General features: G+C 58.0%; 19 protein-coding genes. 10 read left to right on the top strand and 9 right to left on the bottom strand.

What is annotated here, in order from left to right:
- The first annotated feature begins 233 nt into the window (after positions 1-233).
- Genes DW49_RS0103380 through DW49_RS0103365 form a run of 4 tightly spaced genes read left to right on the top strand, consistent with a single transcriptional unit; the run spans position 234 to position 2,916 of the window.
- On the top strand, positions 234-440 hold the full coding sequence (locus DW49_RS0103380) for an acyl carrier protein (protein ID WP_003382703.1): 207 nt from the start codon (positions 234-236) through the stop codon (positions 438-440).
- A 54-nt stretch (positions 441-494) separates the two neighbouring features.
- Entirely contained in the window at positions 495-1,256 is a 762-nt protein-coding gene (locus DW49_RS0103375; RefSeq protein ID WP_005616729.1) for an SDR family NAD(P)-dependent oxidoreductase, read from the top strand.
- Positions 1,253-1,894, top strand: a complete 642-nt coding sequence (gene vioB, locus DW49_RS0103370; RefSeq protein WP_003382700.1) for a dTDP-4-amino-4,6-dideoxy-D-glucose acetyltransferase VioB — start codon at positions 1,253-1,255, stop codon at positions 1,892-1,894. Before DW49_RS0103375 ends, vioB begins: the two co-directional genes overlap by 4 nt.
- Positions 1,894-2,916, top strand: a complete 1,023-nt coding sequence (locus tag DW49_RS0103365) for a ketoacyl-ACP synthase III (RefSeq protein WP_024420188.1) — start codon at positions 1,894-1,896, stop codon at positions 2,914-2,916. The genes vioB and DW49_RS0103365 overlap by 1 nt, the downstream gene beginning before the upstream one ends.
- A gap of 49 nt (positions 2,917-2,965) precedes the next feature.
- On the opposite strand, the gene DW49_RS0103360 is transcribed toward DW49_RS0103365, so the two are convergent.
- The 4 genes from DW49_RS0103360 to vioA all read right to left on the bottom strand — a co-directional run bounded on the left by DW49_RS0103360 (position 2,966) and on the right by vioA (position 9,921).
- Positions 2,966-4,213: an MFS transporter gene (locus DW49_RS0103360; protein ID WP_081591465.1), complete on the bottom strand. Its 1,248-nt coding sequence runs from the start codon at positions 4,211-4,213 to the stop codon at positions 2,966-2,968.
- 268 nt (positions 4,214-4,481) lie between these two features.
- Positions 4,482-8,003, bottom strand: a complete 3,522-nt coding sequence (locus DW49_RS0103355; RefSeq protein WP_005616735.1) for a glycosyltransferase — start codon at positions 8,001-8,003, stop codon at positions 4,482-4,484.
- A 74-nt stretch (positions 8,004-8,077) separates the two neighbouring features.
- On the bottom strand, positions 8,078-8,803 hold the full coding sequence (locus DW49_RS0103350; RefSeq protein ID WP_005616737.1) for a class I SAM-dependent methyltransferase: 726 nt from the start codon (positions 8,801-8,803) through the stop codon (positions 8,078-8,080).
- Positions 8,803-9,921: a dTDP-4-amino-4,6-dideoxy-D-glucose aminotransferase VioA gene (vioA, locus tag DW49_RS0103345; RefSeq protein ID WP_024419986.1), complete on the bottom strand. Its 1,119-nt coding sequence runs from the start codon at positions 9,919-9,921 to the stop codon at positions 8,803-8,805. Before vioA ends, DW49_RS0103350 begins: the two co-directional genes overlap by 1 nt.
- 400 nt (positions 9,922-10,321) lie before the next feature.
- Between vioA and DW49_RS0103340 the strand changes: the two genes are divergently transcribed.
- Together DW49_RS0103340 and DW49_RS0103335 are read left to right on the top strand one after the other, a co-directional pair.
- A complete protein-coding gene (locus DW49_RS0103340) occupies positions 10,322-11,563 on the top strand; it encodes a glutamine synthetase family protein (RefSeq protein ID WP_161780184.1) in 1,242 nt (413 codons plus the stop codon).
- 54 nt (positions 11,564-11,617) lie between these two features.
- Positions 11,618-13,003, top strand: coding sequence for an MFS transporter (locus DW49_RS0103335; RefSeq protein ID WP_005616744.1), 1,386 nt, complete (start codon positions 11,618-11,620; stop codon positions 13,001-13,003).
- Between the two features lie 87 nt (positions 13,004-13,090).
- On the opposite strand, the gene DW49_RS0103330 is transcribed toward DW49_RS0103335, so the two are convergent.
- The 4 genes from DW49_RS0103330 to flgA all read right to left on the bottom strand — a co-directional run bounded on the left by DW49_RS0103330 (position 13,091) and on the right by flgA (position 15,671).
- Positions 13,091-13,837 carry a flagellar brake protein gene (locus tag DW49_RS0103330; protein WP_003382692.1) on the bottom strand — a complete coding sequence of 249 codons (747 nt, stop codon included), beginning with the start codon at positions 13,835-13,837 and terminating at the stop codon, positions 13,091-13,093.
- Positions 13,838-13,919: 82 nt separating this feature from the next.
- On the bottom strand, positions 13,920-14,387 hold the full coding sequence (locus tag DW49_RS0103325) for a flagella synthesis protein FlgN (protein ID WP_005738268.1): 468 nt from the start codon (positions 14,385-14,387) through the stop codon (positions 13,920-13,922).
- 49 nt (positions 14,388-14,436) lie between these two features.
- On the bottom strand, positions 14,437-14,751 hold the full coding sequence (gene flgM / locus DW49_RS0103320) for a flagellar biosynthesis anti-sigma factor FlgM (protein ID WP_005616754.1): 315 nt from the start codon (positions 14,749-14,751) through the stop codon (positions 14,437-14,439).
- A 161-nt stretch (positions 14,752-14,912) separates the two neighbouring features.
- Positions 14,913-15,671, bottom strand: coding sequence for a flagellar basal body P-ring formation chaperone FlgA (gene flgA / locus DW49_RS0103315; protein ID WP_029768518.1), 759 nt, complete (start codon positions 15,669-15,671; stop codon positions 14,913-14,915).
- Positions 15,672-15,749: 78 nt separating this feature from the next.
- Here flgA and DW49_RS0103310 point away from each other — a divergent pair, with 78 nt between their 5' ends.
- A complete protein-coding gene (locus DW49_RS0103310) occupies positions 15,750-16,676 on the top strand; it encodes a chemotaxis protein CheV (RefSeq protein WP_003382688.1) in 927 nt (308 codons plus the stop codon).
- A gap of 51 nt (positions 16,677-16,727) precedes the next feature.
- Complete coding sequence (gene cheR, locus DW49_RS0103305) at positions 16,728-17,555, top strand: protein-glutamate O-methyltransferase CheR (protein WP_003382687.1); 828 nt, start codon at positions 16,728-16,730, stop codon at positions 17,553-17,555.
- 78 nt (positions 17,556-17,633) lie between these two features.
- On the opposite strand, the gene cynR is transcribed toward cheR, so the two are convergent.
- Entirely contained in the window at positions 17,634-18,512 is an 879-nt protein-coding gene (cynR, locus tag DW49_RS0103300; RefSeq protein ID WP_005616765.1) for a transcriptional regulator CynR, read from the bottom strand.
- Positions 18,513-18,621: 109 nt separating this feature from the next.
- Between cynR and cynS the strand changes: the two genes are divergently transcribed.
- Positions 18,622-19,089: a cyanase gene (gene cynS / locus DW49_RS0103295; RefSeq protein ID WP_005616768.1), complete on the top strand. Its 468-nt coding sequence runs from the start codon at positions 18,622-18,624 to the stop codon at positions 19,087-19,089.
- Between the two features lie 10 nt (positions 19,090-19,099).
- Positions 19,100-19,573 (top strand): nuclear transport factor 2 family protein, encoded by a 474-nt coding sequence (locus tag DW49_RS0103290; RefSeq protein ID WP_005616772.1) that lies wholly within the window; start codon positions 19,100-19,102, stop codon positions 19,571-19,573.
- Positions 19,574-20,181: the final 608 nt, after the last annotated feature.

The following is a 20,181-nucleotide window of genomic DNA, read 5'->3' as shown; positions in this document are numbered from 1 at the left end:
GGACATTATATTGACGCAATGCTGCCGGCACGCCTCGATCATCCTGTCGTCTGCTCGCCATATTTTTGGCTTCTCTGCCTGTTTTTTTGGTTTTTTATCGGTGATTCGCCCTGCAATCAGGGCGTCCGCGTACCCGCTGTGGCTTGGTTCGATTATTGCAAAGTTGCTATCAGATGCAGGCGTTGCCTGCGCAGACCGTTATCCAACAGCTGGTTGTGTCAGGGAGCAGAGAGATGGAAGACAAAGTACTCAGGCTGATCGAAGAAGCGATGGAAGCAGACGAAGGCAGTCTGAGCAAAGGGCAGAATCTCGATTGGGACTCGATCGCCGTGGTGACCTTCATGTCGCTTGCCGACGAGCATTTGGGCAAGAGCCTGTCGGCCAATCGCCTGAACGCGTGCAAGAGTGTGGATGACGTCATCAGCCTCGTCACAGAGTAATCCTTGATCGGGTTTTTCCGGATCGGACAGGTCAGCCCCCAAGAGGAGCGTTGAGTGGGCAGTAATCCTTTTTCACTGAGCGGCAAAGTGGTCATGGTCACGGGAGCTTCTTCCGGCATCGGCAGTCAGGTCGCGATCTGGTTAAGTCAGCAGGGGGCTCGGGTGGTGCTGGTTGCCAGAAACCAGGAGCGGCTCGAGATAACCAGGCAGCAGCTTCACGGTGAAGGGCATGGCGTCGAGCCATTCGATCTGCTTGAGAGTTCGGCGGTTGGCGGCTGGATGAAAAATCTGGCTAAAACCTATGCTCCCTTCGACGGGCTGGTACATGCCGCAGGCGTGCAAATGCCGCTGCCCATTCGCGCATTGGGCGTTGATCAGTGGGAAACGGTCTTTGCCACCAACGTCACCTCGGGCTTTTCGCTGATCAAGTCTTTCAGGCAGAAAGGGGTGTTCACTCAAGGCGCCAGCATCGTTCTGCTGTCATCGGTGATGGCGCAGGTCGCCCAGCCGTCGCTGATGGCCTACTGCGCCAGCAAAGGCGCGGTCGAATCCATGGTCCGCGCGGCGGCGCTCGAGTTGGCCCGCGACGGAATACGCGTCAACGCCATCGCGCCAGGCGTGGTGAAAACCGAAATGACCCGCAAGCTTGAGGATACGGTCGGCGTCGATGCCATGGGCGCAGTCGAGCAGCGACATCCGCTGGGTTTTGGTGAGCCGCTGGACATCGCCTATGCGGTCAATTATCTGCTGTCCCCGGCGGCTCGCTGGGTGACCGGCACATCGATGGTCGTTGACGGGGGGTATCTGGCGCAATGAACGTGAACAGATTGCTCATCGTCGGTGCCGGCGCTTTCGGGCGTGAAGTGCATGCGTGGCTGCTGGACTGGGTGAAGCTGAACCCAGGCTGGGTCATCGCCGGGTTCATCAATGACGGCCCCGGTTCCATCGCCAGATTCGATCATTACCCGGCGGTTGTTTCGTCGGTGGAGGGTTACGAGCCGGGGCCTGAGGATTACCTCGTCTGCGCCATCGCCAAGCCGGCCGACAAGCGTCTGGTCGTGGAAAAACTACTCGGCAAAGGGGCCCGGTTTTTCACGCTCATCCATCCCTCGGTCATCATGGGCGAGAACGTTGTTATCGGGCAGGGTGCGGTTATCTGTCCTTCAACCGTTCTCTCGGTGGACCTGCGCATTGGCGCATTCGTGACCCTCAATATCGGCTGCCTGGTGGGGCACGATGCAGACATCGGTGACTTCTCTACCTTGAGCGGGCACTGCGATATTACCGGCGGCGTGGTGCTGGAGGAGGAAGTGTTCATGGGCACCCATGCCAGCGTCCTGCCGAACGTCAAAGTCGGCAAACAGGCTGTAGTCGGAGCCGGCAGCGTTGCGATACGCAATGTGGCCGCCGGAATTACAGTATTCGGTGTACCTGCAAAACGCATATCGGGGTAATGCTCATGACATCTCATGCCAGGATCGTGGACATAGAATACGAACTGCCGGTTCATTCGCTGGACAATGAAACACTGGCCCGCGAGTTTCCCGAGTGGGATGTCGACAAGATATTCGCCAAGACCGGCATCGGTGAACGGCACATCATCGACAAGAATGAAACGGCGTCAGACCTTGCCTACCGTGCCTGCGAGAAGTTGTTTCTCAAGGGCGATATTCAACGCGATGAAATAGACGCATTGATCTATTGCACGCAAAGTCCGGATTACGTGTTGCCCGCCACCGCCTGCATTCTGCAGCATCGCCTGCAACTGCCCACGACGTGCGCGGCATTCGATTTCAATCAGGGCTGTTCCGGCTTCATTTACGGGCTGGGCATCGCCAAGGGGCTGATCGAGTCAGGGCAATGCAAAAATGTATTGCTGGTGACGGCGGAAACCTACAGCCGTTACATTCATCCGCAGGATAAAAGTGTTCGCACCCTGTTTGGTGATGCAGCGGCGGTAACGCTGCTCCGTGCCACTGAAGGCGGCCCGTTTCTGGACCGGTTTCGTTATGGCAGTGACGGCTCCGGTGCTGAAAACCTGATCGTGCCCATCGGCGGCGCGCGCAGGCCTTCGGCCGAAAATATCGAGCCTCCGGTCTATGGGGACGACAGTGGCAATGTCCGTACCGATGCCAACCTGTACATGAATGGCCCGGCGATTTTTGAATTCTCCATGAAGCGCGTGCCGCAGTTGTTCGCCTCTTTGTTTGATGATGAAGTGGGCGTGTCCGATGTCGATCTCTTCGTGTTCCATCAGGCAAACCACTTCATGCTGGATGCACTGCGCCGACGCCTGAAATTACCCGCCGAGAAATTCGTTTCGGCCTTCCAGCATTGTGGCAACACGGTGTCCTGCACCATTCCGATTGCCTTGAAGGAATCGATGGACAAGGGCGTGCTCAAGCCCGGTGATCGGGTTGCAGCGGTCGGCTTTGGCGTGGGTTATTCGTGGGGTGCTTGCGTCATACGCTGGTAAGCAGTCACAGGCTACCAAGCACCTGCAGATGCGAGATGCGGCAGATACGTCAAAGCTTGCCTGAGACAGGCGTACGGATCATGCCCATTCTGCCGACCATGATCGAACAGGCAGCGAGCACCATGGCAGTCCCTAAAAATACGCTGCCCATGCCCAAGTACCCGCCCAATAGCCCGCCGGCCAACGGCCCGAGTACTTGCCCCAGATACTGGCTGGACGTGGAGTAGCCCAGCATTCGACCAGCGACTTCATTGGGTACGGTGTGACGGATAATAGCCGCGACGCAGGGCAGCAAGCCTCCCAGTGCAAGGCCCATGAAGAAACGCAAAGCTGCCAGTTGCCAGACGTTGCTGACCCATGCTTGAGGGATCAGGGTCAGCGCTGTCATGGCCAGGCAACTGGTCAGCACCGGTAGATAACCGATTCGGTCTGCCAAACGACCCAGCCGCGACGCCGCAAGAATGCTACCCAGTGCTGTGGCCGACATGACTACGCCAGCCATCATTGTCACGTTATCAGTCTTCAGTTGCCTGAGGTAAACCGTAATGATCGGCTCGACTGACATGGTCGAGAACATCACCAGGCTGGCGACGACAAACATACAGGTGATCATTCGTCGCTGCTCGCCGCTGAGCTTCACCACTGCTGGCAACGCACTATCAGTTGCCCGCCAAGGCGCTTTGCGCGGCATTTCACGCAGCAACAACAGGGTTGCAAGAAAAGTGATGAAAATCACACCTCCTGCTAAAAAAAAGGTGTTGCGGATACCTATCAGCGGCGGCAACACACCACCGATCAAAGGCCCGGCCAGGCTTCCGGCCATAATTCCTGATGACAAAACACCCAGTGCCCAGCCAGAACGCGCCTTGGGCGTTTGCGTGGCGACCAATATGGTGGCACCCGAGGCGTACCCGCCCAGCAAGCCGGCCAGAAGCCTCAGCAATAACAACTGCCACACCGTTTGCGCTAAACCAATCAAGGACATTGCCACGGCCATGCCCAGGCTGGCACGGATTAACATCAGCTTACGCCCGTAACGATCACCGAGGCGCCCCCATAAAGGGGCCGTTAACGCGGCAGACAGGAATGTTGCCCCGTATGCCGCCCCCGACCAAAGTACCACCGCAGCGGGATCATCGACTCCCAGTTGTTCCACATACAGCGGTAGGAACGGCAGCAGTAGAGTCATGGCAACGATGGTCGTAAACACACCGAATACACACACCCATAAATTGCGAAGCCAGTGAGGGTCGCACTCATTCAGTGGTAGCGCGGGCCGCTCGGTTGAGGATGACATCGGGAGCTCCTGGTAAGAAAAGCCAGAATAACGAGGGCGCTCCAATAAATAAAATTCATGTTTTTTATATATTGCATTCCTGTCTGGAATGAGAAAGATAAGAAGAATGTGCAGTTTTACTCGATGTGCATTCAGGCATTACATCATGCGTAGCTGATTCGCCTGATTTGGCCGGACGATGATGCAGGCTTTTTACTGACACCTGAGTACACGGCTGCTCTGCGCCCCAATGGACGCAGAGCATCGTCGCCATCGACTCCTTGCCTGATCAGCCCTTCAGCCAGGCAGTGCGCCAGCCTTGCAGGTGACCGGCCGTCAGCATCCAGTTGTCCATGACAGCCTGCTTCAACGCCTCGCCCTTGCGGGTGCATTCATCCATCTGATCAATGTGTTGCTCGATGGCACTGATCCAGGCGTTCGTGCTGTTTTCAACGCGGGTGACGGGCAGGCCTTCAGGAATGCTCAGCAGGTCGCTGCAAATCACGGCAAAGCCACAGGCACCGAACTCCAGCAAGGCCACCGGGCTTTTGCTTGTGTTGATCAGGTTGGATTCTGCAGGCGCCAGCACCAGATCCAGGTTCAGACCGGCCAGTGCCTGCGGGAACAAGACGCCCTCCACTGGCGAGCGCAGCTCATGGATGTACGGGCGCAACCAGCGTGTGCAAGGGCCCATGATGACCCACTCCACGCGGTCTGCCAGCGCCTTGATGACTTCTGACAGTATCAGCAGGTTGCCCAGCTCACCCGCCGTGCCGACCCAGCCTACGCGAGGCTTGGAGCGAGTCCGGTGTTCGCTGTGCAGCGTTGACCAGGGCGCAGGTGCAAGTCGTGTTTCAATGACCTGAACATTGGGGTGTGAGTCTTCGAGCAGTTGCGCCAGTGCGCGGGTCGGGACGGTTATCAGGTCTGCCCGTGCCAGCCCGTGGCGCAGTGACGCCTGCACCGTGGCGAGTGGCGCTGCGGTCTTGTCGACTTCAGCGTAAGACGGAAACTCCGGCAGGTCGTAGGCCACCCAGGCATTGGTGTGGTCTTTGATGGCGCTGATGCTGGCGATCAGGCTTTCGTCTATCGGCCCCTGAATGACCACTGAGTCTGGGCTGAGCCTGGCGACTTCCACGAGCGGCAACGCCGTATAGCTGAGGACGCCGTCTGCTTCGCGCTCGCTGCACAGGCTTTGCAGCGTGGCCGCGATGCGATTGCCGGCGGCGCTGTGATTGCAGGGCTGAACGAGGACCACCGGCAGCGGGCGATGAACCAAAGGCCGCCAGCTCAACGCCTGGTTGCTCTGGGTGACGAAACTGTCGGTCAGTGCCAGGTTCTTGTTGTAGGCCGGGTCCCAGGCCATGTAATGCAGCCAGCGGTGGGAGAGGGCGCGTGCCGCGAAATCCATCGCCTCGGCATCGTGTTGTACCTCGCTGGGGCGCAACGCGACGATGGCATGTGGCGTCCAGACAACCAGATGCCCGGCGCTGCGTGCCTTCAGGCAGAGGTCCACATCATTGAACTGCACGGGGAACAGGTGTTCGTCCATGCCCTGCACGTCGTCATGTACTGACTTGCGAATCATCAGGCAGGATCCGCTCACGGCACTGTAGTTCTGGTCTGTTTCCAGGCGTTGCACATAGACGGGCGACGCTGCGACAGCGCTGGCGGTGACCGCCCCGGCGGTGCCATTGAGCCCCAAGATGATGCCCGCCCCGACGACATTGCCCTCCGTTGAAATGATTTTCGCCCCCACAACTCCTACTTCAGGGCGCAGCGCGTGGTTGAGCAAATGGTCGAGCCAGCCCTTCTGAATGATCAACGCATGGCTGTCCAGCATCAGCAGGTAGTCGCCCAGCGCATGGCTGGCGGCAGCGTTGAGCAGCGCCGACGGGCTGACTGTCTCGTCATGACGAAGCACACGAATGCGTTCCGACTGCATCGAGTCGATGGTCGCCAGCCATTCTGTGGTTTCGGCCGACTGGCTGTTGTTGTCGCAGATCAGAATTTCATAGAACGGATACGTCGTGTTTTCCAGAATGCTTTCGACGCAGGGCAGCAGCGTCTGCAACTGATCCTGCGAGGTGACCAGAATCGAGACCAGCGGCTGATCGGCATGGCCGTACTCGATCCGGTAATGCCCCGATTCAAGGGCGTGCACCTGACCACCCGCATAGCCGCGTGTGTGCAGATGCCGTTGTATCGTGCGGGCCTGATCGTAGTTGTCCTGTGCCTGCCACAGCGGCGAGATGATCATCGGCTCTGGCGAGTGTACAAACTCGGTAAAGCCCGAGTCCTCGATCATGCGCAGGATCAGATCGAGCTCGATGGCGTGCACGTGGCCTGAGTCGAAGCCGCCCACCGCCAGGGCTTTTTCGCGGTTGAACAGCCAGTTGCGGCTGGTGGCAGTGGGGCAGGCCAGCAGGTAGTCGAGGCTGAAATCCGGGCGAGAGGCCAGATGGGCACCGGCCTGCCCATGCAGGGTCACTTCATCGCCGAACACCGCACAGGCCTGTGGCGCGTCGATCATGGCCATGGCCGCACACAGCAGGCCGCTCGAGGTGAAGGTTGTGCCCGCGTCGATCAAAATCCACCAGTCGTGGTCGTTATCCTGCATCAGCTCGTTGATGACGGTTGCGCGGTTTTCCAGGCTGGCATCCCGCCAGGGCAGTTGCGCTTGCAGGGGTGTCTGCTGGTCCCTGTCGTAGTCGGCCAGGACAAACACCTTCAGCTTGTCGAGCAGCGGTGCATCCGAGGCGAGGCTTTGCAGCGTGCTGAGTACGCTTTCGGGTTGCTGATTGAAGTCCGAGACAACAATCGCGATCGTCGGGCCACCGTTGTGCTGTTGCAGGTGTTCGTTGAGCAGGGCGTGCTGGGCTGGCGTCGGTCTGCGCTGACCCAGCCAGCCGGCGATACGGGTATTGCGCACCGTGGCTTCGGACCTTCTGTCGAAGTACGCCAGCAAGTCCATTTCCTGGACGTTGTCACGTTGTGACAAAGGGGCGATTCTGACCTTGCCGTTAAGCTCCTCTGGCCTTACCCAGCCCAGCGCGGCGGGAATGCGATTGAAATTGGCGTGGCCTTCGCGGGGCAGGGTCGGGTCTTTTCGGAACGCCTCACTGCTCTGCTGATCGGACACGCGGAAATAGGACAGCGGGCGCGCCAGCATCGCCAGATTGCCCTGGCGCAAGAGCTTTGCATAAATGGCCAGATCACCCAGCCCCCAGATCACCACCTGTTCCAGTGACATGATGTCCTGACCAAACACCAGCAGGTCTTCACGGCGGCACATGACGGCACTCGGCTCGCCGACGAAATTGATGGGGTACTGGGCCAGAAACGACACCAGTTCGGGGCCGTTGAGGACGACGTTCTTGCCGAACGGGTAGGCGGTGTAGAGATTGTCGGCCAGCAGCGCGCCGGCGGCATCGATTCTCTTTCGGGTCGCGGACACCACTTTGATATCAGGGCTGTCGTGCAGAACATCGAACATCAACCGCACGCAGTCGGGAAGCAGGATGTCATCGTCGTAGAGAAACTTGATGTACTCACCGCGCGCCAGGCGTATGCCATGGGCGATGTTGTGCGGTTCGCCCAGCGGCGTTTGGTTCTTTGCATAAAGAATCGGCCAAGGGCTGGTCGGCCTGAGTTTTTCGACAATGTCCTTGATGCCGTCGTTGCGGCAGTCATCGGTGATGATGATCTCGATGTCGTCATGGTTCTGTCGCAGCGCACTGGCAAGTGCAGCTTCAAAGAAAGCCGGTTTGTAAGCGGGGATGACAATACTGACCAGGCGTGAAGAACTCATCGCAATACCACGTGTGAAGAAGTTTTATAAACCAACCGGGCAACACAGTCGGCGTCCATGATCCGCAGGTGTCGTCAGGTCTTTCGGCCGATGTACAGCACCGACTGCTCGGTAATGCCGTGCTGCCTGAACACGCCTTCACCGAATGCCTGCGAGCCGAGGGCATCGACGGTGAAACCCGCCTGCGTGAGGCGCAACTGGAAGTCGTGTCTGGCGTACATGCGCACGTGATCGTCCTGGCCGAAGCGCGCCCAGCGTTCGTCGACGCTGAACTCCTCCGGGTCTTCTTCGGTGGTGGTGGCGGTCAGCAGGATCGGCACCATCAGGATCGCAGAGCCACCATTGGCCAGCACCCGAAACAGTTCGGACATGGCCTTGCGGTCGTCGGGTACGTGCTCGAGTACGTGCGAACACACGATGAAGTCGAAAGACTCGTCGGCGTACATGTGCATGTCCATGATGTCGACCACGTCGTCAGCCAGCGGCGAGAACAGGTCGGCCGAGCGATACCGCGCATTGGGCAAACTGCGCAGAAACCTGGAAAGCAGCACGGCTGGCGCGATGTCGAGGATGCGCAACGGCTGGCAGGGCGGGTTGTCGAGCAGGTGCATGGCGTACAGCGCGTAAAGCCGGTCGCGGTCCGAGGCCGCGCATTCGGGACAGCTGTATTGCGCGACGTTGAGGGTCTCGAAATCCTCGATGCAGTAATGGACGTTCAGGCGGTGGAGAATTTCCAGATGGCCTCTGCCCATCGGGTAGAAATTCGGAAAACGGTTTGAGCAGACCGGGCACGTTCGCATTAGCTGTTCTCTTTACTGGCAGCGACGATCACATCGATGATGCTGTCGAAAGCTTCATCGGTCAGGCTGTCGAAAATGGGCAGGCAGAGGATCTGGCTGGACAGGCTGGTCGCGACCTGCAAGCGAGCGGGTTTTGCCGAGTCCAGGCCCCGGTACATCGGGAACGTCGAGATCAATGGGTAAAAGTAGCGACGGGCAAGGATGTTGTGGTCGCGAAAGCGCTGATAGAGGTCATCACGGGAAATGGCGAAGTCTTCGGTGACCAGTACCGGAAAATACGAGTAGTTATGCTTTTCGGTGGTCTTCCAGAGGATTTTCAGCCCCGGAACCGCCGCCAGTACGTCTCGATAGCGTTCGTCAATGCGCTGCCGCTTGAGCAGCGCTTCATCGATGTATTTCAATTGCAGCAGACCAAATGCGGCGTTGATCTCGCTCATCTTGCCGTTGATGCCCGGTGCCACCACCGTGACCTCATCGGCGAACCCGAAATTCTTCAGGTAGTCGATGCGCTGCTTGGTCTTGGCGTCCGGGCTGATGATGGCGCCGCCCTCGAACGTATTGAAAACCTTGGTGGCATGGAAGCTCAGCACCGACAGGTCACCATGATTGAGCAGGCTCTGGCCGCGGTGCTGGACACCGAACGCATGGGCGGCGTCGTAGATGACCTTCAGGCCGTAGCGGTCGGCAATCTGCTGAATGCGGTCCACATCACACGGGATGCCGTAGCAGTGCACCGGCATGATTGCCGTGGTCGCCGGTGTAATGGCTTCTTCGATGCGGTCCGGGTCGAGGTTGTAAGTGCCGGGGTCGATGTCGACGAATACCGGTGTCAGGCTGTTCCAGAGCAGCGAATGCGCTGTGGCGACGAAAGAGTAGGGCGTGGTGATGACTTCGCCCTTGATGCGCAGCGCCTGAATCGCGGTCATCAATGCCAGGGTGCCGTTGGAGAACAGCGAGAGGTGCTGCACGCCCAGATACTCGGCCAGTTCATGTTCGAGCTGTTGGTGAAACGGGCCGCCGTTGGTGAGCTGGCGGCTTTCCCATATGTGTTCGAGATAGGGAATGAACTCCTCCAGAGGCGGTAACAGAGGACGAGTGACGGGGATCGGTGCGCTCATGGAGGGTTCTCTGCTCGTGTTTTATCCGATTGCTGTTCGAAAGGGCATTGGCTTCAAGCGCTTCCCTGCAAAGGAATGGCCATTGACATAAAAATGACAGTCGAACTGTTGTGTATGGGGTACCAGCAAGAACCCGGCCAAGACCGGCGCTGCCGGGTTAAGCATCGGGTCGGTTGTGACCGGGCGCACGAAGCTGTATCAGTGCTTGATATCCCGAACGCCCGCTGCGTATTTTGTACGCAATGCGGCTCTGGCGGCCTGGACGCTGACTCTCTAACAATGAAGAAGGGATTGAATCATGACCCGTAATGACCTCCACCCACTGGCGCAGCAGCTGCTGGGCATTGATGAAGTGGAGTGCGTGACTCCGGACTTGAACGGCGTGCCGCGCGGCAAGGTGATGACCGCTGCCGGTTTTCTGGAGGGGAGGCGGTTGCAGCTTGCGCGCGGTGTGCTGCTGCAATGCATCATGGGCGGCTACCCGCCGGCGCGGTTTTACGGCAGTGATGACGGCGACCTTGCGCTGGTCAGCGACCCGCAGCAGGTTCATCGCCTGCCGTGGAGCGAGCAGCCTCGCGCCCTGGCCATCTGCGATGCCGAGGAATTGAGCGGTGAACGCTGCCTGTTATCGACACGTGGTCAGCTCAAGTCGGTGATCGCCCGCTACGCCGCGCATGGGCTGGCCCCGGTGGTGGCCACCGAACTCGAATTTTTTGTCTTCGCGGCCAATCCCGAGCCGCTCCAGCCGTTTGTGCCGCCTCTCGGGCTGGACGGGCGACGTGAGCTGGGGCATTCGGCGTTCAGTATCAGTTCCAACAACGGTCTGCGGCCGTTTTTCGCCGAGGTGTATGCCTGCATGGCGGCGCTCGGGTTGCCGCGTGATACGGTGATGCATGAAATGGGCGTCAGTCAGTTCGAGATCAATCTGTTGCATGGCGATCCGTTGCTGCTGGCCGACCAGACCTTTCTGTTCAAGCACCTGCTCAAGGAGGTCGCGCTCAAGCACGGGCTGATTGTGGTCTGCGTGGCCAAGCCGCTCGCGCACACGGCGGGCAGCTCGATGCATATTCATCAGAGCGTGGTGGCAACTGAATCCGGACAAAACGTGTTCAGCGATGCGAGCGGCGAGGCCACTGACACCTTCCGCCACTTCATTGGCGGCCAGCAGGCGTGCATGGCTGACTTCACCGCGCTGTTTGCCCCTAACGTGAATTCCTACCAGCGCCTCTATCATCCTTATGCGTCGCCCAATAATGCTTGCTGGTCCCACGACAATCGCACTGCCGGGCTACGTATTCCGGCGAGTGCGGCGGTGGCCCGAAGGGTAGAGAATCGGCTGCCGGGCGCCGACGCCAATCCTTATCTGGCCATTGCCGCAAGCCTGGCGGCCGGTCTGCACGGCATCGAACAGCGCCTGGAACCGACGGCGCCGATGCAGGGCGAGATCGAGGTGCCGAAAGAATTGTCGCTGCCTTGTACCTTGCATGCGGCTCTTGAGCGTCTGAAAAGCAGTCAGTTGGCCAAGGAACTGTTTGGTCATGAGTTCATCGAAGGCTACGTCGCCTCGAAGAGCCTGGAACTGACCAGTTTTTTCGACGAGATAACTCCCTGGGAACGGCGCGTTCTGGCTGCCCAGGTTTAAGAATCGCAGTGTCGGGCTCGCTCATTCGGGCGACTCCCAATTTTTGGAACGTTGATGCGCCAAATCTGGAAATCCTTTCGAGCGCTTTATTTTGCCTCGTTGATGATGTTGATCGGCTCGGGCCTGCTGAGCACTTATCTGGCCCTGCGCCTGGCGGCCGATCAGGTCGACAGCCTGTGGGTCGGTGCGTTGATGGCGGCCAACTACTTCGGTCTGGTACTGGGCGGCAAGATCGGTCACCGCCTGATCGGCCGCGTCGGTCATATTCGCGCGTATGCCACCTGCGCCGGGATCGTCGGCGCGGCGGTGCTCGGTCATGGCCTGATCAGTTGGCTGCCCGCCTGGCTGGTGCTGCGGGTCATCGTCGGCCTGGGCATGATGTGTCAGTACATGGTCATCGAGAGCTGGCTGAACGAGCAGGCTGCCGCCAAACAGCGCGGCATGGTGTTCAGCGGCTACATGATTGCTTCGTACCTGGGGCTGGTACTGGGCCAGTTGGTACTGGTGGTTCACCCGCAACTGGGGCCGGAACTGCTGATGCTGGTGGCGTTGTGCTTTGCGCTGTGCCTGGTGCCCGTCGCCATGACCCGCGCCATTCACCCGGCGCCATTGCACCCGGCACCGCTGGAGCCGCGATTCTTCATGAAGCGCGTCCCCCAGTCATTGACAGCGGTGCTCGGCGCGGGGCTGATCATCGGTTCGTTTTACGGCCTGGCGCCGGTGTATGCCGCCGAGCAAGGCTTGTCTACCGAGCAGGTCGGTCTGTTCATGGGTTGCTGCATTCTGGCCGGGTTCCTGGTGCAGTGGCCGCTGGGCCTGCTGTCGGACCGCTATGACCGGTCGGTGCTGATGCGTATATTCGCGGCTGCGCTGGTGGTGGCGTCGTTGCCGCTGGCATTGTTTCCCAGCGTGCCGGTCGAGGTGCTGTTCGGCGTCGGCTTTCTGGCCTCGCTGATGCAGTTCTGTCTCTATCCGCTGGCCGTGGCATTCGCCAACGACCACGTCGAGGCCGAGCGCCGGGTGTCGCTGACGGCCATGCTGCTCATGACCTACGGCATCGGCGCGAGTATCGGTCCGCTGGCGGCTGGTGTGATCATGAAAGTCTTTGGCGGCCACATGCTGTATGCGTTTGTCTGCGGCGCGGCTGCCATCCTCGTGCTGCTGATCAGGCCCAAAGCGGTCACTCACCTGCACCAGGTCGAGAACGCGCCACTGCATCACGTTGCAATGCCGGACAGTATGTCCAGCTCGCCACTGGTGGTGGCACTCGACCCACGCGTGGACGAACAGGTTGTGCAGGACCAGATGCAGACCACTGTGGAGCCAGAACCCGAGCCCGAGCCTGAAACAGTGGCTGAAGCCGAAGCTGAGCCAGCGGCCAGTACGCAAGTGGTTGAAGAAGATGAGCGGGAGCGTGAAAGCGAGACCTGGAAGGCCTGATCAAGGCAGAAGGGCGTTGCTGATGGTGCGAGGCTGGTTGATTGCGGCAGGGCTGCCGCAATCAACCGGCAGGCGGAGAATGTGCTGTCAGAAGTCGTCGTCTTTATCGAAGCGGCGTGCTTCGCGTTGCAACTGATAGACAAAGCGCTCGACCTGGCGCTGCACCAGTCCGCTCATGTTGTGGAAGCGTACGCCGGCAAACGTGGTGTGAACGCGCTCTTCAAAGTGTAGATAGCGCAGCTCGACAGGGGCTGTCATGGCACCGAACGGCAACTTGGCAATGAAGCGCTCGTACACCTGGCCCAATTGCATGCGCTCGGACAGGTCGCCTTCAAAACGGAGTTTGCAGCCGGTGGCGGAGATGTCCAGCAGCTTGCCTTTGAGCGGAGACTTGAGACGGTCACCGCCGATCTCGATATCGACCAGTTGCGCCAGCTTCAACGCTGCACGAAATGCGTTGCGACGCTGGTGGTAGATGACTTCTTCGGGCATCGGCCCGCGGTACATTCGCTGCCCGTCGGTATCGACGATCTCCATGTGCGCCGAGCTTTCCCAGGCGATACGCACGCCATCGTGAAAACCTTCAACACGAAATGACTCGCCGTTGCTGAGAAAACGTTCGCCGTCGCGGGGGATCATTTCGTCGAGCGCCATTACATTGCTGTCACGGTCGACTTCAAGCAGGTAGCTTTGAAAGCGCTGGGCGCGCTCATGGAAGGTAATGATCAGCGGATCATGACTCTCGAGTAACAGCCGCAGGTTGGCGGCAATTTCCAAAGGTGTGTTGAGGACCTTCGGGGGCTGCGGAGCATCGTCCGCGCTTGAGCCATTCACGATCTTGAATCTCCAGGCAAAATACTACGGCAACGCAACAACAGGCATTCTGCCACTACGCACGAAACCTTGATACAGGAAGTTACGCCTGACTCAAGGGGCGTGGCTTTGCTCTAAGCGCAGTCGAACCGCGAGCATCATAGAGCGTTGGCGTTTCACCGCCATTTAGAATGCGAAGCTGGTGAGCGGTGCTGATCTGTTGCAACTGGATCAGACTACCATTCTGATCGTTCAGCGTCTGGCATTCATTGATCAGCGCATTCAGCTCATCGCTGCTCGTCAGCAATTGCTCGCCGACTTCTGACTGGCTGGCCAGTTGCTGCAGACCACTCCGATTGGCGGGCAGCCCCATGCCGGCGAGCACCTGGCTGCGCTTGCGGCCGTGCTGATCCAGCAGGATGACCAACGCCTGTTTCTGCGCCAGCACCTGTTCCATCTCGCCCATGTCGCGGCCGTGAAGAATCAGTGATTCAGCCTGCAACAGCTCAAGAAGCTGTCGGGCAGAAACCATGTCATCAATGATCATCTGCAGCAAAGTAGTGTCTTGCATCGCATGCTCTGGTTTTTAAGCGTCCAGAATATCCAGCGCGAGCCGTGGCTTAGCGTTGGGTTTCGAAATTCAACAGCTTGCTGGCGACACGGTTGCTGTCCACTACATAGCTACCGTCGGCAATTGCTTGCTTGAGCTCGGCAACGCGAGCACTGTTAACGGTAGGCAGGTCGGTCAGCTTGTCCGTGATTTTCTGCAACTGTTGAGCCTCACTGCTCAAGGAAAACGTTTCCCCGGTGCTTTTGACGCCTGCGGTGGCAGCAGGTGCTGGCGCATCGGTTTTGGCGGTGTCTTTGCTGGCTGCGGTACGTGCAGTACTGGCAACCGGCTGCGAATTGTTAAGGCGACTGAAATCTATGACCATGATTGAAAAAACCTCTGGGTGTTTGGACGCTTGCCTTGTTTTCGGCCAACCCCAATTAAACTTTAGGCCGATTGTGATAAAGCTTCTCAATAGATGCTCTTCACCGTCGGACATTCCCCGCAGTCTAAAAAAAACACACCCTCTGCGCCAGCCTCAATGCATTACATGGCCACTTCTACCTGTCCTGGACCGGTGACATTCGCTTTGATCACCCGTTGGGAGTTAAGGTTTTTCACCCGTATCTGTTCGTTGAAACCGCCGTCGGACATCGCTTCGCCGGGCATCCGTACCGCCAGCGAGCCGCTGCGGGCGATGATCACCACCTGATCGCCCTTGTGAATCATCTGGGGCTGTTCAAGCGCCACAGGGGTGATGACCTGATCGATGACCATTTGTCGGACAACCTTCTGACCGACTGCCTGATCAAGCGATGCCAGAAATCCTTGGCCCAGGCTGCTGACATCCCGCTCACGCAGCGCGACATCTTCTTCGTTCACGATGGCATCACGTTTCAGCGGCCGCATGACCGTGACCACGTTGCGGAACAACCGCACCTGGGCGGGCACGAACACTGTCCAGGGCGACGAGCCCTCGCAACGCACCCGCACGGTGACCCGGCCAACCGGGCGCGGGCTTTCCAGCGTGGCTGTCAAATCCTTGTCGCAGGCACCCATCCGTAAACGCGGGTCGAGCTGCTTGACCTGTATGTCGTGACGCCCGTCAATCTGGTTGGTTGCCAAATAGTCTTCTACTGTGAACTCAAGAAATCCTTGGGTGACGCCGATAAGCTGTTCAGGCAGTGTGAAATTCTCTGCACGAGCGAGGCTTACCGTGCCGGAAAGGCACAGCAGGGCGATTGCGCAGAGAAGCCAGCGGGTTTCTAATGCGAGGTGTCGAGAAATTGTCATCTTGGCGTTCATGACGTAACAAATAGCAAAGCCCGTGCCGCTTGTTGGTCTGGTGCCTGGGTGGCGGTCATTTTGGTAAGGGGGTTCGGCATGGCAGGTGTAATGGATTCGGTAAACCAGCGAACTCAGCTGGTGGGTCAGAATCGCCTGGAGCTGCTCTTGTTCCGTCTCGACGGCAAGCAGCTCTACGGGATCAACGTCTTCAAGGTAAAAGAAGTACTGCAATGCCCGAAACTCACCATCATGCCCAAATCGAGCAAGATTGTTCGGGGTGTCGCCAATATTCGTGGCGGTACGATCCCGATCATGGACCTGGCAATGGCGACCGGTTCGGCGGGCATGATTTCGCTGGTCAATTCCTTCGTGATCATCACTGAGTACAACACCAAGGTTCAGGGTTTTCTGGTGCATTCTGTCGAACGCATCGTCAACATGAACTGGGAAGAGATCCATCCACCACCCAAGGGCACCGGGCGCGACCACTACCTGACTGCGGTTACCCGGGTAGATAATCAGCTGGTGGAAATCATCGACGTCGAGAAGATTCTCGCCGAAGTTGCGCCGGTTTCCGAAGAAATCTCGATTGGCGTGATCGATGCCGAGGTTCAGCACAAGGCCGTTTCGCTGCGCGTTCTGACCGTTGACGATTCGTCGGTGGCTCGCAAGCAGGTTAGCCGTTGTCTGGAAACCGTCGGCGTTGAAGTGGTTGCCCTGAACGACGGTCGTCAGGCGCTGGATTATCTGCGCAAGATGGTCGAAGAGGGTAAAAAACCCGAAGAAGAGTTCCTGATGATGATCTCCGACATTGAAATGCCGGAGATGGATGGCTATACCCTTACAGCGGCCATACGTAATGACCCGCGCATGCAGAAGATGCATATTACCTTGCACACGTCGCTGTCCGGGGTGTTCAACCAGGCGATGGTCAAGAAGGTCGGGGCTGATGATTTTCTCGCGAAATTCCGGCCTGATGATCTGGCGGCCAGGGTTGTTGCGCGGATCAAGGCAGCAGAATAACCAGCCGGGGGCGTCGTCCCCGGTGATCCACATGATTTGAGAGGCGGCACTTTGTCTACGGGTAATTTGGATTTTGATCAGTTCCGGGTATTTCTGGAAAAAGCCTGTGGCATCTTGCTTGGGGAAAACAAGCAGTACCTGGTGTCCAGCCGCCTCAACAAATTGATGGAGCAGCAAAGCATCAAGTCGCTTGGCGAGTTGGTCCAGCGTATTCAGACCCAGCCGCGCAGTGGTTTGCGCGAGCAGGTGGTTGATGCGATGACCACCAACGAAACCCTGTGGTTTCGCGATACTTACCCGTTTGAAGTGCTGAAGAACAAGGTGCTGCCCGAGCAGATCAAGGCCAGCCCGGGTCAGCGCCTGCGCATCTGGTCGGCGGCGTGTTCGTCGGGTCAGGAACCGTACTCGCTGTCGATGTCCATCGACGAATTCGAGCGCGCCAATCCCGGCCAGCTCAAGTCCGGCGCGCAGATTGTTGCAACCGACCTGTCGGGCTTGATGCTCAATAACTGCAAGACGGGCGAGTACGACAGCCTGGCGATTGGCCGCGGCCTTTCACCGGATCGTCTGCAGCGCTTTTTCGATGTGAAAAGCCCTGGCCGCTGGGTGGTCAAGGCGCCGATCAAGAGCCGTGTGGAGTTCCGCTCGTTCAACCTGCTCGACAGCTACTCGGCGCTGGGCAAGTTCGACATCGTGTTCTGCCGCAACGTGCTGATCTACTTCTCGGCCGAAGTGAAGAAAGACATCCTGCTGCGCATCCACGGTACGCTCAAGCCGGGCGGATACCTGTTTCTGGGTGCATCCGAAGCGCTCAATGGCCTGCCTGATCACTATCAGATGGTCCAGTGCAGCCCCGGAATTATCTACAAAGCCAAATGACAGCTGCTTGTCATGAAAGAGACCTTCGGGTCTCTTTTTTTTGAACAAAAACACCCTTGTTTCGCCGACGCATCGGGTTCAGGTTTCCGTTATGGTGCCGCTCACCAGTTTTGCAAACGCGTTTGCGGCCGCGCTCTGGTAGCCGTTCTTGCGCCGCAGCAGTGCCACCGTCCGCCCAGGCAACGGCGGGATTGTCTGAACCTCGCATAATCCAGGCTGCTCGCGAACGATGGCGTCGGGAAGAACGGTTGCCATACGGCCTTGAGCGACGACCTTGAGCAAAATGGCAATCGAGTTGGCTTCCAGCCCTACGTTCGGCTTGAAGTTCTGCATCTGGCACCAGGCGTCGAGCAGAATGCGCGTGGCGAACCCTGGCGCCAAGAGTGCGAAACGAAGTGTATTCAAGTCTTCAAGCGTCAGCGTCGACTGTTCCCTGACTGTCGTGGCAGCCATGACCAGACACAGTTTTTCATCGAACAGCGGCTGACTGTCTATTTCGGAACCATGATTGCCAGCAAACCCTATTGCCAGATCAAGCACGTCGCTGATCAATGCATCGGTAATCTGTTCCAGAGACAGCTCGGTAATGATGATCGCCACCGCTGGGTACAGCGCGGTGAAGCGGTCGAGCAACGGTGCTATCAGGTATTCACTGAATGTTGGCGTGACGCCGAGGCGTAACTGACCGCGTGACAGGTCATTGACGTCGTTGAGCGCACGCTTTCCGGCGTCCAGTTCGCGCAGGCAGCGACGGGCGTGGTCCAGGTACACGCGACCAGCGTCGGTCGGCACGACACTGCGGCCGCTACGGTCGAATAGCTGTACACCCAGGTTGCTTTCCAATTGCTTGATCTGTTGCGACAGCGCCGGTTGCGAGACATGCAACGTCTCAGCCGCCCGCGTGAAATTGCCATGCTCGGCGACCGCCAGCAAGTAACGGATATGGCGTAACAGCACAGCATCACCATAAGGTCAGATTATTACGACGATCATAAATCAGACCTGGATCTTATGGTGATAGTTGCCGATGCTGTCCTTCATGTGAATTCACCGAGGAGTATGACCGATGCCGCACAGTAATATTTCCACTACGCCGCGCCAGGCTCTGACCGAGCGCGTACTGCGAGCCAAGACAGCAAAGAACCTGACCTGGGCGGGTCTCGCCGAAGACACGGGGCTGAGCGTGGTGTATGTCACCGCGGCGTTGCTCGGCCAGCATCCGTTGCCGCAAGCGGTTGCCGAGGTGGTCGCCGAGCGTCTCGGGCTGGACGGGGACGCGGTTGGCGAGCTGCAAACCATCCCCTTGCGCGGTAATGTGGAAGACGTTTCCAGTGATCCGACTATCTATCGCTTCCACGAGATGGTTCAGGTCTACGGCACCACGCTGAAGGCATTGGTGCATGAACAGTTCGGCGACGGCATCATCAGTGCCATCAACTTCAAGCTGGACATCAGGAAAGTCGAAGACCCGGAAGGGGGAGAGCGTGCGGTAATAACCCTGGATGGCAAATTCCTGCCTTACAAACCATTTTGAGGACGCTGCTATGACTGATAAAGGAAGACCCCCGCTGCCACCTTTTACGCTGGAGACGGCTATCCAGAAAGTCCGTGGCGCCGAAGATGGCTGGAACTCGCGCGATGCGGCGAAAGTTGCGCTGGCCTATACCGAAGACACGTACTGGCGTAACCGCAGCGAATTCGTCAACGGTCGCGACGAGGCGCAGGCTTTTCTTGAGCGTAAGTGGCGCAAGGAGCTGGATTACCGATTGATCAAGGAACTCTGGGCATTCACTGATAACCGTATTGCCGTGCGTTATGCCTATGAATGGCACGACGACTCGGGCAACTGGTTCCGTTCCTACGGTAACGAAAACTGGGAGTTCGCCGCAAACGGCCTCATGCAACGGCGCTTTGCCTGCATCAATGATTTGCCGATCGCCGAGTCTGAGCGCAAATACCATTGGCCACTGGGGCGTCGACCGGACGACCATCCTGGCCTGAGTGAGCTGGGGCTCTGATCGTCGCCATTCGCTTCTCACATGAAGAGACCTCAGGGTTGATGCCGATCAGTCAAGCGTTCTCGCTTTACCTTGAGCCGCAAAAATAAATCCGATGCCTTTACTGGCATCGGATTTTTTATGCGTATCGCTCGGGCACTGGAACAGCCAGACTTAGCGACGCTGGCCGCTGGGAGAATTTCAGCGGGAAGATGGCCTCTGATGCATCAGGGCAAATCGGTTGGCGACAGCCGCCGATGCACAATCCTCGAGTCTATGTACCGCACACCCACAATTTTTACAGCTCACGCGAAGCGCCTACTGGGTGACTTTGGCGTTCGATCGTAAACACTTCTATACAACTTAAGATGGATACCATGTTTATTGGCACTTAACAGAATAAGCCGGGCGTATATGTAGGTCTTTTCCGAAAAATCGTAAGACCTTTCTTAAAAAATTGTTGAATAAAGAGTTGCCCCGAATCCAGTTCGAAAAAATTAAAATCTTGTCGCGGCAATGCTTGCTTTTGAAATAATTCGTGATAAATATAGGGCGTACCGCTTTTGTGGCTATTTATTTCGGAGCACTGTTGAATGCTGGCTGTTTATATAAGGAAGGTCTGAAGTAGG

The sequence above is a fragment of the Pseudomonas avellanae BPIC 631 genome (assembly GCF_000444135.1).
GTDB classification, from domain to species: domain Bacteria; phylum Pseudomonadota; class Gammaproteobacteria; order Pseudomonadales; family Pseudomonadaceae; genus Aquipseudomonas; species Aquipseudomonas avellanae.
Note: the sequence above shows the minus strand (reverse complement) of the source record. Positions and strands in the feature narration are given on the sequence as shown.

Bases quoted from the DNA above. Each gene is read 5' to 3' on its own strand.
- vioA (WP_024419986.1), bottom strand. From the start codon at position 9,921: ATGAGCGCACCGATCCCCGTCACTCGTCCTCTGTTACCGCCTCTGGAG.
- DW49_RS0103360 (WP_081591465.1), bottom strand. From the start codon at position 4,213: ATGTCATCCTCAACCGAGCGGCCCGCGCTACCACTGAATGAGTGCGAC.
- cynS (WP_005616768.1), top strand. From the start codon at position 18,622: ATGCCGCACAGTAATATTTCCACTACGCCGCGCCAGGCTCTGACCGAG.
- flgA (WP_029768518.1), bottom strand. From the start codon at position 15,671: ATGAACGCCAAGATGACAATTTCTCGACACCTCGCATTAGAAACCCGC.
- flgM (WP_005616754.1), bottom strand. From the start codon at position 14,751: ATGGTCATAGATTTCAGTCGCCTTAACAATTCGCAGCCGGTTGCCAGT.
- DW49_RS0103380 (WP_003382703.1), top strand. From the start codon at position 234: ATGGAAGACAAAGTACTCAGGCTGATCGAAGAAGCGATGGAAGCAGAC.
- DW49_RS0103325 (WP_005738268.1), bottom strand. From the start codon at position 14,387: ATGCAAGACACTACTTTGCTGCAGATGATCATTGATGACATGGTTTCT.
- DW49_RS0103290 (WP_005616772.1), top strand. From the start codon at position 19,100: ATGACTGATAAAGGAAGACCCCCGCTGCCACCTTTTACGCTGGAGACG.
- DW49_RS0103340 (WP_161780184.1), top strand. From the start codon at position 10,322: ATGACCGCTGCCGGTTTTCTGGAGGGGAGGCGGTTGCAGCTTGCGCGC.
- DW49_RS0103350 (WP_005616737.1), bottom strand. From the start codon at position 8,803: ATGCGAACGTGCCCGGTCTGCTCAAACCGTTTTCCGAATTTCTACCCG.
- DW49_RS0103310 (WP_003382688.1), top strand. From the start codon at position 15,750: ATGGCAGGTGTAATGGATTCGGTAAACCAGCGAACTCAGCTGGTGGGT.
- DW49_RS0103335 (WP_005616744.1), top strand. From the start codon at position 11,618: ATGCGCCAAATCTGGAAATCCTTTCGAGCGCTTTATTTTGCCTCGTTG.
- DW49_RS0103355 (WP_005616735.1), bottom strand. From the start codon at position 8,003: ATGAGTTCTTCACGCCTGGTCAGTATTGTCATCCCCGCTTACAAACCG.
- vioB (WP_003382700.1), top strand. From the start codon at position 1,253: ATGAACGTGAACAGATTGCTCATCGTCGGTGCCGGCGCTTTCGGGCGT.
- DW49_RS0103365 (WP_024420188.1), top strand. From the start codon at position 1,894: ATGCTCATGACATCTCATGCCAGGATCGTGGACATAGAATACGAACTG.